Origin of the sequence: Citrobacter sp. B72 (assembly GCF_016894305.1) — a bacterium.
Lineage (GTDB): Bacteria > Pseudomonadota > Gammaproteobacteria > Enterobacterales > Enterobacteriaceae > Citrobacter > Citrobacter portucalensis.
This window is the reverse complement of sequence record NZ_CP069801.1, coordinates 4,404,106-4,420,424: the sequence shown is the minus strand read 5'-3', so window position 1 is coordinate 4,420,424 and position 16,319 is coordinate 4,404,106. Positions and strand designations below refer to the sequence as shown.

At 53.8% G+C, this 16,319-nt stretch carries 14 protein-coding genes; 13 read left to right on the top strand and 1 reads right to left on the bottom strand.

Annotation, left to right across the window (positions count from 1 at the left end; translation table 11 throughout):
- Positions 1-9 precede the first annotated feature (9 nt).
- Positions 10-1,149: a tRNA epoxyqueuosine(34) reductase QueG gene (gene queG / locus JQN59_RS21150; protein WP_048215092.1), complete on the bottom strand. Its 1,140-nt coding sequence runs from the start codon at positions 1,147-1,149 to the stop codon at positions 10-12.
- Here queG and nnr point away from each other — a divergent pair.
- The 13 genes from nnr (at position 1,148) to rnr (ending at position 16,319) form a co-directional block, all read left to right on the top strand.
- Positions 1,148-2,695: a bifunctional ADP-dependent NAD(P)H-hydrate dehydratase/NAD(P)H-hydrate epimerase gene (gene nnr / locus JQN59_RS21145; RefSeq protein WP_048215091.1), complete on the top strand. Its 1,548-nt coding sequence runs from the start codon at positions 1,148-1,150 to the stop codon at positions 2,693-2,695. The two genes, queG and nnr, sit on opposite strands and share 2 nt — an antisense overlap.
- Complete coding sequence (gene tsaE / locus JQN59_RS21140) at positions 2,667-3,128, top strand: tRNA (adenosine(37)-N6)-threonylcarbamoyltransferase complex ATPase subunit type 1 TsaE (RefSeq protein WP_008786002.1); 462 nt, start codon at positions 2,667-2,669, stop codon at positions 3,126-3,128. The genes nnr and tsaE overlap by 29 nt, the downstream gene beginning before the upstream one ends.
- A gap of 16 nt (positions 3,129-3,144) precedes the next feature.
- The gene (gene amiB / locus JQN59_RS21135; protein ID WP_032942167.1) at positions 3,145-4,470 is read left to right on the top strand and encodes an N-acetylmuramoyl-L-alanine amidase AmiB; all 1,326 of its coding nucleotides are present in this window, start codon (positions 3,145-3,147) and stop codon (positions 4,468-4,470) included.
- A 9-nt stretch (positions 4,471-4,479) separates the two neighbouring features.
- On the top strand, positions 4,480-6,354 hold the full coding sequence (gene mutL / locus JQN59_RS21130) for a DNA mismatch repair endonuclease MutL (RefSeq protein WP_149607484.1): 1,875 nt from the start codon (positions 4,480-4,482) through the stop codon (positions 6,352-6,354).
- Entirely contained in the window at positions 6,347-7,297 is a 951-nt protein-coding gene (gene miaA / locus JQN59_RS21125; protein ID WP_008786004.1) for a tRNA (adenosine(37)-N6)-dimethylallyltransferase MiaA, read from the top strand. Before mutL ends, miaA begins: the two co-directional genes overlap by 8 nt.
- 84 nt (positions 7,298-7,381) lie before the next feature.
- Complete coding sequence (gene hfq, locus JQN59_RS21120; RefSeq protein WP_003025584.1) at positions 7,382-7,690, top strand: RNA chaperone Hfq; 309 nt, start codon at positions 7,382-7,384, stop codon at positions 7,688-7,690.
- A 74-nt stretch (positions 7,691-7,764) separates the two neighbouring features.
- Complete coding sequence (gene hflX / locus JQN59_RS21115) at positions 7,765-9,045, top strand: ribosome rescue GTPase HflX (protein ID WP_003830495.1); 1,281 nt, start codon at positions 7,765-7,767, stop codon at positions 9,043-9,045.
- Positions 9,046-9,234: 189 nt separating this feature from the next.
- Positions 9,235-10,488, top strand: coding sequence for an FtsH protease activity modulator HflK (hflK, locus tag JQN59_RS21110; RefSeq protein ID WP_149607485.1), 1,254 nt, complete (start codon positions 9,235-9,237; stop codon positions 10,486-10,488).
- Between the two features lie 2 nt (positions 10,489-10,490).
- The gene (hflC, locus tag JQN59_RS21105) at positions 10,491-11,495 is read left to right on the top strand and encodes a protease modulator HflC (protein WP_003830491.1); all 1,005 of its coding nucleotides are present in this window, start codon (positions 10,491-10,493) and stop codon (positions 11,493-11,495) included.
- A gap of 82 nt (positions 11,496-11,577) precedes the next feature.
- A complete protein-coding gene (locus tag JQN59_RS21100; RefSeq protein WP_003025602.1) occupies positions 11,578-11,775 on the top strand; it encodes a DUF2065 domain-containing protein in 198 nt (65 codons plus the stop codon).
- 102 nt (positions 11,776-11,877) lie between these two features.
- A complete protein-coding gene (purA, locus tag JQN59_RS21095) occupies positions 11,878-13,176 on the top strand; it encodes an adenylosuccinate synthase (RefSeq protein WP_003025606.1) in 1,299 nt (432 codons plus the stop codon).
- Between the two features lie 216 nt (positions 13,177-13,392).
- Positions 13,393-13,818: a nitric oxide-sensing transcriptional repressor NsrR gene (nsrR, locus tag JQN59_RS21090; protein ID WP_003830485.1), complete on the top strand. Its 426-nt coding sequence runs from the start codon at positions 13,393-13,395 to the stop codon at positions 13,816-13,818.
- Positions 13,819-13,856: 38 nt separating this feature from the next.
- A complete protein-coding gene (gene rnr, locus JQN59_RS21085; protein WP_048215088.1) occupies positions 13,857-16,319 on the top strand; it encodes a ribonuclease R in 2,463 nt (820 codons plus the stop codon).

Here is a 16,319-nt window from a genome sequence, read left to right as displayed (position 1 = left end):
GTGGATGACTTAAGCGTCGCGCGGCAGACCCTTCTCAATGACCCTGACCAAACGTTGTTTCTGCGGTAGCTGCACCTCAACTACGCAGGCATTTCGCTTCTCGATTTGCTGAGCAACCGCCCACTCTATGTGTTCGTCGAGAAGTGGGTGCTCACCTCTGCGACTTTCCAGTGCGTGAAGAATGGCTTCATTCCAGGGAGCATTACCCAACGCAACGGCGATATTTCGCAGCCAGCGCAGGTGGCCAATACGACGAATGGCAGACCCCTCCGTGACTTTTAAAAACCACGCTTCGCTCCAGCTAAACAGCTCTATTAACTCCGGAGCATGAAGCTGCTTGCGCGGGTTGAAGTCATCTTCTGCCGTCAACTGTGAATAGCGGTTCCACGGGCAAATAAGCTGGCAATCATCGCAGCCGTAAATTCGATTCCCCAACAATGGACGAAATTCTTCCGGGATCGCGCCTTCCAGTTCGATAGTGAGATAAGAGATACAGCGGCGCGCATCCACCGTGTAGGGTTCAACAATGGCCCCGGTGGGACAGATGGTCATGCAGGCGACGCATTTCCCACATCCTTCTTCTACTGGTTGGTCGATCGGTAGGGGTAAGTCGATCAGTAATTCCCCGAGGAAGAAAAATGAACCGGCTTCGCGATTGAGGATAAGTGAGTGCTTACCTGTCCAGCCAAGCCCGGCTTTTTCCGCTAACGGACGCTCAAGAATGGGCGCAGAATCGACAAAAGGTCTAAAATTCAGCGAAACGCAGTGCTGTTGAATCATCTCTCCCAGCTTTTTTAAGCGGTTACGTAGCAGCTTATGGTAGTCGCGCCCCAGCGCGTAACGGCTGACGTAACCCAGAGAAGGATTCTTCAACGTGCTGGCGAAGGCCGCATTGGCAGGAAGATAGTTCATACGTACGCTGATGACACGTAGCGTACCGGGCAATAATTCGTGAGGTCGGGCGCGCATCATGCCGTGACGGGCCATCCAGTCCATCTCGCCGTGGTATTGTTTATCCAGCCAGGCCTGCAGTTTGGGTTCCGCTTCGCTGAGGTCGGTATCGGCAATCCCGACCTGCTGAAAGCCAAGCTCCAGCCCCCACTGCTTAATATTTTGCGCTAACTGATTGAGATCGAGGGGCTCTGACATGACGGACCATACAATGAAGAAAAACCCCGCAAGTATACCACACTCCATCTGGCACGCCGATGACATCAGGCGGATGGAGCGAGAGGCGGCAGACAGTTCAGGGCTGACGCTGTACGAACTGATGCAACGGGCGGGAGAGGCGGCGTTTCAGGTCACTCATGAGGCTTATCCGAACGCCCGGCACTGGCTGGTGCTATGTGGTCATGGCAACAACGGCGGTGATGGTTACGTAGTGGCAAGACTTGCCAAAGCGCTGGGTCTTGAAGTTACGTTGCTGGCGCAGGAAAGTGACAAACCGCTCCCCGAGGAGGCGCAGCAGGCGCGTGATGCCTGGCTTAACGCTGGTGGCGTCATTCACGCGGCGGATATCAATTGGCCAAATAACGTGGACGTCATTATTGATGCGCTGTCAGGCACTGGCTTAAAACATGCGCCGCGTGAGTCTCTCTCGGTATTGATTGAACGTGCCAATTCTCACCCAGCCCCCACCGTGGCGATAGATATTCCCTCCGGCCTGCTAGCGCAGACGGGAGCGACGCCGGGCGCGGTCATCAACGCAGCGCATACCATTACCTTTATTGCATTCAAGCCGGGCCTGCTCACCGGTAAAGCGCGCGATGTCACCGGGCGTCTGCATGTTAACGCACTTGGGCTGGACGACTGGCTGGTGGGGCAGAATGCGCCAATACAACGTTTTGATGCTCAACAGCTTGCACACTGGCTAACGCCGCGTCGACCCACCTCGCACAAGGGGTCCCACGGTCGACTGGTGATTATCGGCGGTGACCACGGTACGGCAGGCGCAATACGCATGGCCGGGGAAGCCGCGCTGCGAGCAGGTGCCGGGCTGGTCAAAGTGCTGACGCGCAGTGAAAACATTGCGCCTATTTTGACAGCCAGACCGGAACTGATGGTCGATGCGCTGACGCCGCAGACGCTGGAAGAGAGTCTGGCGTGGGCGGATGTAGTGGTGATAGGCCCCGGGCTTGGTCAGCAGGAGTGGGGCAAAAAAGCGCTGCAAAAAGTGGAGAATTTTCGCAAACCGATGCTCTGGGATGCGGATGCGCTGAACCTGCTGGCAATCAACCCCGATAAACGTCACAATCGCGTGATCACGCCGCATCCAGGTGAAGCCGCGCGACTGCTGGGTTGTTCCATTGCAGAAATTGAAGACGATCGCTTACTTTGTGCACAACGTCTGGTAAAACGGTACGGAGGCGTGGTGGTGCTGAAAGGCGCGGGTACGGTTGTTGCTGCTGAACAGGCGGAGTTGGGTATTATTGATACCGGCAATGCCGGGATGGCCAGTGGCGGAATGGGGGATGTGCTTTCCGGTATTATTGGCGCATTGCTCGGACAGAAGCTTACCCCGTATGATGCAGCATGTGCGGGATGTGTTGCGCACGGAGCGGCGGCGGATGTGCTGGCGGCGCGTTTTGGTACGCGCGGCATGTTGGCGACAGATCTCTTTACCACGCTACAGCGTATTGTTAACCCTGATGTGATTGACGTTTATCATGATGAATCGAGTAATTCCACTACCTGATGAGCAGGCGACTTTAGACCTGGGACTGCGGGTAGCCAAAGCCTGTGACGGCGCGACGGTTATATATTTGTACGGCGACCTGGGGGCGGGTAAAACCACCTTCAGCCGGGGATTTCTGCAGGCGTTAGGTCATAAAGGTAATGTAAAAAGCCCCACCTACACGCTGGTTGAACCCTATTCACTCGATAACTTGATGGTATATCACTTCGATTTATACCGACTTGCGGACCCAGAGGAGCTGGAATTTATGGGGATCCGCGATTATTTTGCCAATGATGCCATCTGCCTGGTGGAATGGCCGCAACAAGGTAAAGGTGTACTGCCAGACCCGGACGTCGAAATACACATTGAATACCAGGCGCAAGGTCGAGAGGCGCGTGTAAGCGCAGTCTCCTCATCAGGTGATTTATTGCTGGCGCGTTTAGCCGATTAACCTTAAGGGTGGCGGGATGATTTATCGCATCAGAAACTGGCTGATGGCAACCCTGGTCCTGCTGTGCGCGCAGGCAGGGGCCGCCAGCCTCTCCGATCTTCAGGTGTCCAATGGCGATCAACAGGCGCGGATTACGCTGAGCTTTATTGGCGATCCTGAATATGCCGTTTCGCAGGACGGGAAACGAACCGTCGCGCTGGATATTAAACAAACCGGTGTGATTCAGGGGTTACCGCTGCTGTTTAGCGGCAATAATCTGGTGAAATCTATCCGTTCCGGCACGCCAAAAGATGCGCAGTCTCTGCGCCTGGTGGTGGATTTAACCGAGAACGGTAAAGCCGAAGCAGTAAAACGCCAGAACGGCGGCAATTATACCGTCGTGTTTACCATTAACGCTGATGCGCCGCCGCCTCCACCTCCCGTGGTTGCAAAGCGTGTTGAAGCGCCGATTGTTGCCCCACGTCCTGTCGAGCCAGCGCGCAATCCGTTTAAAGCAGAAAACGATCGCACTACGGCTGTGACTAACAGCAATACCTCCACGCGCCCTGCGGCGCGCGCCAGCACCAGCAACGGCGATAAGGTGGTGATTGCCATTGATGCCGGACACGGTGGACAGGATCCTGGCGCTATTGGTCCTGGCGGCACGCGTGAGAAAAACGTCACGATTGCCGTGGCGCGCAAGCTGCGCAGTTTGCTCAATGATGACCCGATGTTTAAAGGTGTACTCACCCGTGATGGTGATTACTTTATCTCGGTGATGGGGCGTTCAGACGTCGCGCGTAAACAAAACGCCAATTTCCTGGTTTCTATTCACGCGGATGCCGCGCCAAATCGTGATGCCACAGGTGCTTCCGTTTGGGTGCTGTCAAACCGTCGGGCGAACAGTGAGATGGCCGGCTGGCTGGAACAGCACGAGAAGCAATCGGAGCTGTTGGGCGGCGCGGGCGATGTGCTGGCAAACAGCCAGTCCGATCCTTACCTCAGCCAGGCCGTACTGGATCTGCAGTTCGGTCATTCGCAGCGCGTCGGGTATGATGTGGCGACCAGCATGATCGGCCAGTTAGAACGTATTGGTTCGATGCATAAGCGTCGTCCAGAACACGCCAGTCTTGGCGTACTGCGTTCGCCTGATATCCCGTCAGTGCTGGTTGAAACTGGCTTTATCAGTAACAACAGCGAAGAACGTCTGTTGGCGAGCGATGATTACCAGCAGCAACTGGCTGAGGCGATTTACAAAGGATTGCGTAACTATTTCCAGGCGCACCCGATGCAAACCGGGCCGCAGGGCGCACCGGCGCAAACCGCCAGCGCCATATCGCCGGGTAACACGTTAACAAATTAAGGATTAGCCATGCCGATTCAGGTTCTACCGCCACAGCTGGCGAACCAGATTGCCGCAGGCGAGGTGGTAGAACGGCCTGCGTCAGTGGTGAAAGAGCTGGTGGAAAACAGCATCGATGCCGGTGCGACGCGCATTGATATCGATATTGAACGCGGCGGCGCGAAGCTTATCCGTATTCGTGACAACGGCTGCGGGATTAAAAAAGACGAGCTGGCGTTGGCGTTGGCGCGTCATGCCACCAGTAAAATAGCCTCGCTTGACGATCTTGAAGCCATCGTAAGCCTCGGATTTCGCGGCGAAGCGCTGGCCAGTATCAGCTCCGTGTCTCGTTTAACCCTGACGTCGCGTACGCAAGAACAACCCGAAGCCTGGCAGGCGTATGCCGAAGGGCGTGACATGGATGTCACAGTTAAACCCGCTGCGCATCCGGTGGGAACCACGCTGGAGGTGCTGGATCTGTTCTACAACACCCCGGCGCGGCGCAAATTTATGCGCACCGAGAAAACCGAATTTAATCATATCGACGAGATTATTCGCCGCATTGCGCTGGCGCGTTTTGATGTGACGATAAATTTGTCGCACAACGGCAAAGTGGTGCGTCAGTACCGGGCAGTGGCCGCGGATGGGCAGAAAGAGCGCCGACTGGGCGCGATTTGCGGCACGCCGTTTCTGGAGCATGCGCTGGCGATCGAATGGCAGCATGGCGATTTAACATTGCGCGGCTGGGTGGCCGATCCTAACCACACAACGGCAGCACTGGCAGAAATCCAGTACTGCTACGTGAATGGTCGGATGATGCGCGACCGGCTGATCAACCATGCTATCCGCCAGGCCTGTGAAGATAAGCTGGGAGCCGATCAACAGCCCGCTTTTGTGTTGTATCTGGAAATCGATCCGCATCAAGTGGATGTCAACGTACACCCAGCTAAACATGAGGTCCGTTTCCATCAATCCCGCCTGGTGCACGATTTTATTTACCAGGGCGTGTTGAGTGTCCTGCAACAGCAGCTTGAAACGCCGCTGCCGTTGGCTGATGACGACGAACCCGCCCCAAGGCACATTCCGGAAAACCGCGTTGCTGCTGGACGCAACCATTTTGCCGAGCCGGCTCCCGCGCGTGAACCTGCGACACCGCGGTACTCAGCATCCGCTGGCACTGGAAGTGGCAATAGTGGTGGCGGTGGCCGTCAGGCGGGAGCCAGTTGGCCTCGTGCTCAACCCGGATACCAAAAGCAGCAGGGCGAAATTTATCAGCAACTGATGCAGACGCCTGCTCCAACGCGTAAAACGCCGGTCTCTGAAACGCCATCGACGCCTCTGACTGGCAGCAGTCAGGGCTTTGGCCGGGTGCTAACGATAGTTGGTGCAGACTGCGCGTTACTCGAGTGCGATGGCCATATTCGGTTGTTGGCATTACCGGTGGCTGAGCGTTGGCTGCGTCAGGCGCAGTTAACGCCGGATCAGGGAGCGGTTTGTGCTCAACCGTTACTGATCCCTTTACGTCTAAAAGTGACCGCTGATGAAAAAGCGGCACTGCAAAAAGGACAGAGCCAACTGGCTGAGTTGGGCATTGAATTTCAGCTGGATGCGCAGCATGTGACCATCCGGGCGGTGCCTTTACCCTTACGCCAACAAAATTTACAAATCTTGATTCCTGAACTGATAGGCTACCTGGCGCAGCAATCCGTATTCGAGCCGGGCAATATTGCACAGTGGATCGCACGTAACCTGATGAGCGAGCATCCACAGTGGAGCATGGCACAGGCGATTACGCTGTTAGCGGATGTTGAGCGGCTCTGCCCACAACTCGTGAAGGCACCGCCGGGTGGTCTGTTACAACCTGTTGATTTACATTCGGTAATGAATGCCCTGAAACATGAGTGATACCCGTAAGGCGAGCCTGCCAAAGGCGATTTTTTTGATGGGGCCAACGGCCTCCGGTAAAACGGCATTAGCAATTGAATTGCGTAAAGTTTTGCCCATAGAGTTGATAAGCGTTGATTCCGCCCTTATTTACAAGGGGATGGATATCGGTACAGCTAAGCCTGATGCAGCTGAATTACAGGCCGCACCGCACCGATTGCTGGATATCCGCGATCCATCGCAGGCGTACTCCGCTGCGGATTTTCGTCGCGATGCGTTAGCCGAGATGGCCGACATCACCGCCGCGGGCCGTATCCCGTTGCTGGTGGGCGGCACAATGTTATATTTCAAAGCCTTGCTTGAAGGACTGTCGCCGTTACCGTCGGCGGACCCGGAAGTCAGGGCCAGAATTGAGCAGCAGGCGGCAGAGCAGGGTTGGGACGCGTTACACCGACAGCTTCAGGACATCGATCCCGTGGCAGCGGCGCGTATTCATCCAAATGATCCGCAAAGACTTTCCCGGGCACTGGAAGTTTTTTTCATTTCGGGTAAAACTTTAACGGAGCTGACGCAAACGTCAGGAGATGCTTTGCCGTATCAGGTGCATCAGTTTGCAATCGCCCCGGCGAGCCGTGAACTGCTCCATCAGCGAATTGAGCAGCGTTTTCATCAGATGTTAGCTTCAGGTTTTGAAGCAGAAGTCCGGGCGCTTTTTGCCCGTGGAGATTTGCATACGGATTTGCCTTCCATTCGTTGTGTAGGGTATCGCCAGATGTGGTCATACATTGAAGGTGAAATTTCATACGATGAAATGGTTTATAGAGGTGTTTGCGCCACGAGGCAGTTGGCGAAGCGACAGGTAACCTGGTTGCGTGGTTGGGAAGGGGTGCACTGGCTTGACAGTGAAAAGCCTGACCAGGCGCGAAACGAAGTATTACAGGTTGTTGGTGCTATCGCGAACTGAATGTGTACAATTGAAACGTATCGTGCGCAATTTTTCAGAATCGAAAGGTTCAAAGTACAAATAAGCATATAAGGAAAAGAGAGAATGGCTAAGGGGCAATCTTTACAAGATCCGTTCCTGAACGCACTGCGTCGGGAACGTGTTCCAGTTTCTATTTATTTGGTGAATGGTATTAAGCTGCAAGGTCAAATCGAGTCTTTTGATCAGTTCGTGATCCTGTTGAAAAACACGGTCAGCCAGATGGTTTATAAGCACGCGATTTCTACTGTTGTCCCGTCTCGTCCGGTTTCTCATCACAGCAATAATGCCACCGGCGGCACAGGCAGCAACTACCATCACGGTAGCAACGCGCAAGGTTCATCTGCGCAACAGGACAGCGAAGAAACCGAATAAGGTTATTAGCTGTTTTACATACGGGGAGCCAGCGATCCTGTGTTCCCCGTTGATTTATATTAAGGGGTTGACGCTTGTTTGACCGTTATGATGCCGGTGAGCAGGCGGTACTGGTACACATCTATTTTTCGCAAGACAAAGATATGGAAGACCTCCAGGAGTTTGAATCTCTGGTTTCTTCCGCCGGTGTCGAAGCAATGCAGGTGATTACCGGGAGCCGTAAAGCACCGCACCCGAAGTATTTTGTTGGTGAAGGTAAGGCAATCGAAATTGCCGAAGCCGTAAAAGCGACTGGCGCTGCGGTGGTGATTTTTGATCATGCTCTAAGCCCTGCCCAGGAACGTAACCTGGAACAGTTGTGCCAGTGTCTTGTTATCGACAGGACTGGTCTCATTTTAGATATTTTTGCCCAGCGTGCGCGAACCCATGAGGGTAAGTTGCAGGTTGAGCTGGCGCAGTTGCGCCATATGGCTACGCGTCTGGTCCGTGGCTGGACTCACCTTGAACGGCAAAAGGGCGGGATTGGTTTGCGCGGCCCGGGTGAAACCCAGCTCGAAACCGACCGTCGTTTGCTGCGTAATCGCATTTTGCAGATACAGTCGCGCCTGGAAAAAGTTGAAAAGCAACGTGAGCAGGGGCGACAGTCGCGCAAGAAAGCGGATGTCCCAACCGTATCACTGGTGGGATATACCAACGCCGGAAAATCCACCCTGTTCAACCAGATCACCGAAGCCCAGGTCTACGCAGCAGATCAGCTGTTTGCGACCCTGGACCCGACGCTACGCAGAATAGACGTTGCGGACGTGGGTGAGACTGTGCTGGCGGATACCGTTGGGTTTATCCGTCATTTGCCGCACGACCTGGTGGCGGCGTTTAAGGCCACCTTGCAGGAAACACGTCAGGCGACATTGCTGCTGCACGTTATTGATGCAGCAGATTTTCGTGTGCAGGAAAACATTGAGGCCGTCGATACGGTGCTCGAAGAGATCGATGCGCATGAGATCCCGACCCTGCTGGTGATGAATAAAATCGATATGTTGGATGACTTTGAGCCGCGTATCGACAGAGATGAAGAGAATAAACCCATTCGCGTTTGGGTATCAGCGCAAACGGGGATTGGTATACCACAACTTTTTCAGGCTTTGACTGAGCGACTTTCCGGTGAGGTGGCGCAGCATACGTTGCGTTTGCCGCCGCAGGAAGGGCGTTTGAGAAGCCGGTTTTATCAACTTCAGGCAATAGAAAAAGAGTGGATGGAGGAGGACGGCAGCGTAGGTCTGCAGGTTCGTATGCCGATCGTAGACTGGCGTCGCCTCTGTAAACAAGAACCGGCACTGGAAGACTATGTTGTCTGATCTGACGGATATGGCCTGAAGATTTTTTCGCCTCTATACCTTGTGGATTTTGTGCGGCAGGAAGGCGGCAAGTCCTGAAATCTCCAGGAGCATAGTCAACTATGTGACTGGCGTTGAGGGACGCAGCCAACGCAACGGCAGCGCAAAAGACGCAGGTATAGCATCGCATAACAAATATGGAGCACAAAAATGGCGTGGAATCAGCCCGGTAATAACGGACAAGACCGCGACCCCTGGGGAAGCAGCAAACCTGGCGGCAACCCTGAGGGAAATGGAAACAAAGGTGGTCGCGAGCAGGGACCTCCCGATCTGGACGATATCTTCCGCAAACTGAGTAAAAAGCTCGGTGGTCTGGGTGGCGGTAAAGGTACTGGCTCTGGCGGCGGTAGTTCATCGCAAGGCCCGCGTCCGCAACTGGGCGGTCGAGTCTTTATTATCGCAGCGGCCGCTATCGTCATTATCTGGGCGGCCAGCGGTTTCTATACCATTAAAGAAGCGGAACGCGGCGTGGTGACACGCTTCGGTAAATTCAGCCATTTGGTTGAACCGGGTCTGAACTGGAAACCGACCTTTGTCGACGAAGTGACACCGGTCAACGTTGAAGCCGTGCGTGAACTTGCCGCATCCGGCGTCATGCTGACCTCTGACGAAAACGTCGTGCGCGTCGAAATGAACGTACAGTACCGCGTGACCGATCCGCAGCGTTACCTGTTTAGCGTAACCAGCGCGGATGACAGTCTGCGTCAGGCTACCGACAGTGCCCTGCGTGGGGTTATCGGTAAATACACCATGGACCGTATCCTGACCGAAGGTCGTACCGTTATTCGTAGCGATACCCAACGTGAACTGGAAGAAACGATCCGTCCGTACAACATGGGTATCACCCTGCTGGACGTCAACTTCCAGGCTGCACGTCCGCCGGAAGAAGTAAAAGCCGCGTTTGACGATGCTATCGCAGCACGTGAAAACGAACAGCAGTACATCCGTGAAGCGGAAGCGTACACCAACGAAGTTCAGCCGCGTGCAAACGGTCAGGCGCAGCGTATTCTGGAAGAAGCGCGTGCGTATAAGACTCAGACAATCCTGGAAGCACAGGGTGAAGTGGCTCGCTTCGCAAAAATTCTGCCGGAATATAAAGCCGCACCGCAAATTACCCGCGAGCGTCTGTATATCGAAACCATGGAAAAAGTGTTGAGCAATACCCGCAAAGTCCTGGTTAACGATAAAGGCAGCAATTTGATGGTTCTGCCGCTGGATCAAATGCTGAAAGGTGGTAGTGCGCCAGCAGCAAAGACTGACAGCAGTTCAAACCTGCTGCGTCTGCCGCCAGCAACGACTTCCAGCACTGGAGCAAGCAACACATCGTCCACCAGTCAGGGCGATATTATGGACCAACGCCGCGCGAATGCGCAGCGTAACGACTACCAGCGTCAGGGGGAATAACGATGCGTAAGTCAGTTATTGCGATTATCATCATCGTTCTGGTAGTTCTGTTCATGTCTGTCTTTGTGGTCAAAGAAGGCGAGCGCGGTATTACTCTGCGCTTTGGTAAAGTTCTGCGTGACGATGAAAACAAGCCGCTGGTCGTTGCACCAGGCCTGCACTTCAAGATTCCGTTTATTGAATCTGTGAAGATGCTGGATGCGCGTATTCAGACCATGGACAACCAGGCAGATCGCTTTGTTACCAAAGAGAAGAAAGACCTGATCGTTGACTCCTACATCAAGTGGCGCATCAGTGACTTTAGCCGTTACTACCTGGCAACGGGCGGTGGCGATGTTTCTCAGGCGGAAGTCCTGCTGAAACGTAAGTTCTCTGACCGTCTGCGTTCTGAAATTGGTCGTCTGGACGTGAAGGACATCGTTACCGATTCCCGCGGTCGTCTGACCCTGGAAGTTCGTGACGCGCTGAACTCCGGTTCTGCTGGCACGGAAGACGAAGTGGCGACTCCGGCAGCAGATAGCGCGATTGCCGAAGCGGCTGAACGTGTTCAGGCTGAAACGAACGGTAAAGTACCGGTCATCAACCCGAACAGTATGGCGGCATTGGGCATCGAAGTGGTTGACGTGCGTATTAAGCAAATCAACCTGCCTGCTGAAGTGTCCGAGGCTATCTACAACCGTATGCGCGCTGAGCGTGAAGCGGTAGCGCGTCGCCATCGTTCACAAGGCCAGGAAGAGGCGGAAAAACTGCGTGCAACGGCTGACTATGAAGTCACTAAAACGCTGGCAGAATCTGAGCGTCAGGGCCGTATTATGCGCGGTGAAGGCGATGCAGAAGCCGCTAAGCTGTTTGCCGATGCGTTCAGTCAGGATCCGGACTTCTACGCCTTCATCCGTAGCCTGCGTGCTTACGAGAAGAGCTTTGAAGGGAATCAGGACGTAATGGTCATGAGCCCAGACAGCGATTTCTTCCGCTACATGAAGACACCAAATACCGCGACACGCTAATCGCGTTCCAGCGGTTTTAAAGCAGCAAAACCACCGGCATCTCCAGGGATGCGGTGGTTTTCTTTTTATATAAGGGCGATGGATGAATTCAACAATTTTGCTGGCGCTCGCGCTGGTTTTGGTGCTGGAAGGGCTGGGTCCGATGCTTTATCCCAGCGCATGGAAGAAGATGATCTCTGCAATGGCGCAACTTCCCGAAAATATTTTGCGTCGTTTTGGTGGAGGTCTTGTGGTTGCGGGCGTTGTGGTCTACTACATGTTGAGGAAAACGATTGGCTGATCAATAAGTAGACTAATTTGCGGATTTTCGCATGCAAAAAGTGCTGTATATCTGAAAAAGCGGTGGTAGAATCCATTTTTAAGCAAACGGTGATTTTGAAAAATGGGTAACAACGTCGTCGTACTGGGCACCCAATGGGGTGACGAAGGTAAAGGGAAGATCGTCGATCTTCTGACTGAACGGGCTAAATATGTTGTGCGCTACCAGGGTGGTCACAACGCAGGCCATACTCTCGTAATCAACGGTGAAAAAACCGTCCTCCATCTTATTCCATCAGGCATTCTTCGCGAAAACGTAATCAGCATCATCGGTAACGGTGTTGTTCTGTCTCCGTCCGCGCTGATGAAAGAAATGAAAGGACTGGAAGATCGTGGTATCCCGGTTCGCGAGCGCCTGCTGCTGTCTGAAGCTTGTCCGCTGATCCTTGATTATCACGTTGCGTTGGATAACGCTCGTGAGAAAGCGCGTGGCGAGAAAGCGATCGGTACTACCGGTCGTGGTATCGGTCCGGCTTATGAAGACAAAGTAGCTCGTCGCGGTCTGCGTGTTGGCGATCTGTTTGATAAAGCAACTTTCGCTGAAAAACTGAAAGAAGTGATGGAATATCACAACTTCCAGCTGGTGAATTTCTATAAAGTTGAAGCAGTTGACTACCAGAAAGTGCTGGATGATGTGATGGCTATCGCCGACATCCTGACCTCAATGGTTGTTGATGTTTCCGATCTGCTGGACCAGGCGCGTAAGCGTGGCGATTTCGTCATGTTTGAAGGTGCGCAGGGTACGCTGCTGGATATCGACCACGGTACCTATCCGTACGTAACGTCCTCCAACACCACCGCAGGTGGCGTGGCAACCGGCTCCGGCCTGGGCCCACGTTATGTGGACTACGTTCTGGGTATCATCAAAGCTTACTCTACTCGTGTAGGTGCGGGTCCGTTCCCGACTGAGCTGTTTGATGACGTTGGCGAGTTCCTGTGCAAACAAGGTAACGAGTATGGCGCGACCACCGGTCGTCGTCGTCGTACCGGTTGGCTGGATTCCGTTGCTGTACGCCGTGCAGTACAGATTAACTCCCTGTCTGGCTTCTGCCTGACCAAACTGGACGTACTGGACGGTTTGAAAGAGGTGAAAATCTGTGTTGCTTACCGTATGCCGGATGGCCGCGAAGTAACGACTACTCCGCTGGCAGCTGACGACTGGAAAGGTATCGAGCCGATTTACGAAACCATGCCGGGTTGGTCTGAATCCACCTTCGGCGTGAAGGAACGTAGCGGTCTGCCGCAGGCAGCGCTGAACTACATCAAGCGTATTGAAGAACTGACCGGTGTGCCGATTGATATTATCTCAACTGGCCCAGACCGTACTGAAACCATGATCCTGCGCGACCCGTTCGACGCATAATTCTGGTTATAGCGTAGCGTCAAACGGCGCTGCGCTTGCACTAATTTATGCCGGATAAGGTGCTTTGCATCAGAACCCGGCTTAAAATCACGTAAGTTCCTCGCTTTTTTCCTTCCCGAACTGAAATAAATTAGCGACCTGGCTGGTGGCTGGTTTATCATCAATGTAATTAATACTACCAGGTATATCCGTTTTATCCCTTTTCCTGAGGTTGATGTGCAGTTAACAAGTTTCACCGATTACGGATTACGTGCGCTAATCTACATGGCGTCACTTCCCGAAGGACGTATGACCAGTATTTCTGAGGTGACAGAAGTCTACGGCGTGTCCCGTAATCATATGGTCAAAATAATCAATCAACTTAGCCGGGCGGGCTTTGTTACTGCTATTCGAGGAAAAAATGGCGGTATCCGCCTGGGTAAACCCGCTAAGGATATTGGTATTGGTGATGTGGTTCGCGAGCTGGAACCCTTATCGTTGGTCAACTGTAGCAGCGAGTTTTGCCACATTACCCCGGCCTGTCGACTCAAACAGGCGCTTTCTAAAGCAGTGCAAAGTTTTCTCACGGAACTGGACAACTACACACTTGCTGATTTGGTTGAAAAGAATCAACCGCTTTATAAATTATTGCTGGTGGAGTAACGACTCCCGCCAGCAGCGATGATGACGGAGGAACCGACATGTCACAAGATCCTTTCCAGGAACGCGAAGCAGAAAAATACGCGAATCCTATCCCGAGCCGGGAATTTATCCTCGAACATTTAACTAAACGTGAAAAGCCGGCCAACCGCGATGAGCTGGCCGCTGAACTCAATATTGAAGGTGAAGAGCAGCAAGAAGCGCTGCGTCGTCGCCTGCGCGCGATGGAGCGTGACGGACAACTGGTCTTCACCCGTCGTCAATGCTATGCGCTGCCGGAGCGTCTCGACCTGCTGAAAGGTACCGTTATTGGCCACCGTGATGGCTACGGCTTTCTGCGCGTTGAAGGCCGCAAAGATGACCTGTATCTGTCCAGCGAGCAAATGAAAACCTGCATTCATGGCGATCAGGTGCTGGCGCAGCCGTTGGGCGCGGACCGTAAAGGTCGCCGCGAAGCGCGTATTGTGCGCGTACTGGTGCCGAAAACCAGCCAGATTGTCGGCCGCTACTTCACCGACGCTGGTGTTGGATTTGTCGTCCCAGACGACAGCCGCCTGAGCTTCGATATTCTGATCCCGCCGGAAGAGGTAATGGGCGCTCGTATGGGCTTTGTGGTTGTCGTTGAACTGACCCAGCGTCCAACTCGCCGCACTAAAGCGGTGGGTAAAATTGTTGAAGTGCTGGGTGACAACATGGGAACCAGCATGGCCGTTGATATGGCCCTGCGTACTCATGAAATTCCATATATCTGGCCGCAGGCGGTTGAGAAACAGGTCGCCGGGCTGAAAGAGGAAGTGCCGGAAGAGGCGAAAGTAGGACGTGTCGATCTGCGCTCCCTGCCGCTGGTGACTATCGATGGCGAAGATGCGCGCGACTTCGACGATGCGGTCTACTGCGAGAAGAAACGCGGCGGTGGTTGGCGTTTATGGGTGGCGATTGCTGACGTAAGCTATTACGTTCGCCCGCCGACTCCGCTGGACCAGGAAGCGCGTAGCCGTGGCACATCCGTTTACTTCCCGTCGCAGGTAGTTCCGATGCTGCCGGAAGTGCTGTCTAACGGATTGTGTTCACTCAACCCGCAGGTGGACCGGTTGTGTATGGTCTGTGAAATGACCATTTCGTCGAAAGGCCGCTTAACTGGCTTTAAATTCTACGAAGCGGTCATGAGCTCCCATGCGCGTCTGACCTACACCAAGGTCTGGCATATGCTGCAAGGCGACCAGGAGCTGCGTGAGCAGTACGCACCGTTGGTTAAACACATTGAAGAGCTGCATAACCTCTACAAAGTGCTGGATAAGGCCCGTGAAGAGCGTGGCGGTATCTCGTTTGAAAGTGAAGAGGCGAAGTTTATCTTCAATGCTGAACGCCGTATTGAGCGTATCGAGCAGACGCAGCGTAACGACGCACACAAGCTGATTGAAGAGTGCATGATCATGGCGAACATCTCAGCGGCGCGATTCGTTGAGAAAGCCAAAGAGCCAGCACTGTTCCGTATTCACGATAAGCCGACGACCGAAGCGATTAACTCGTTCCGTTCCGTCCTGGCAGAACTGGGGCTGGAGCTGCCTGGTGGCAACAAACCTGAGCCGCGTGATTACGCTGAACTGCTGGAGTCGATTGCTGACCGTCCTGACGCAGAAATGCTGCAAACCATGCTGCTGCGTTCGATGAAGCAGGCGATTTACGATCCGGAAAACCGTGGTCACTTTGGCCTGGCGCTGCAATCTTATGCACACTTTACTTCACCGATCCGTCGTTACCCGGATCTCTCCTTGCACCGGGCGATTAAGTATCTGCTGGCGCAGGAGCAGGGCCATAAGGGCAACACCACGGAAACCGGTGGCTACCATTATTCGATGGAAGAGATGCTGCAACTGGGTCAGCACTGTTCGATGGCCGAGCGCCGTGCTGATGAAGCTACGCGCGATGTCTCTGACTGGCTGAAGTGCGACTTCATGCTGGACCAGGTGGGTAATGTCTTCAAAGGCGTGATTGCCAGCGTGACCGGATTTGGTTTCTTTGTCCGTCTTGATGAACTGTTTATCGACGGTCTGGTGCATGTCTCCTCTCTGGATAACGACTACTATCGTTTCGACCAGGTTGGGCAGCGCCTGACGGGGGAGTCCAGCGGCCAGATGTATCGCCTGGGCGATCGCGTGGAAGTTCGCGTGGAAGCAGTCAACATGGACGAGCGTAAGATCGACTTCAGCTTGATCTCCAGCGAACGTGCGCCGCGTAATGAAGGTAAAACCGCCCGCGAAAAAGCCAAAAAAGGCGATGCGGGTAAAAATACCGGTAAACGTCGTCAGATGGGCAAAAAGGTGAATTTCGAGCCGGACAGCGCTTTCCGCGGCGAGAAGAAAGGCAGAGCCAAACCTCAGGCGGATAAGAATGCGGCTGAGAAGAAAGGCGATAAAAAAGCGAAAAAGCCCTCGGCAAAAACGCTTAAAATTGCTGCCGCCACTAAAGCTAAACGTGCGGCGAAAAAGAAAGTCGCACAATAA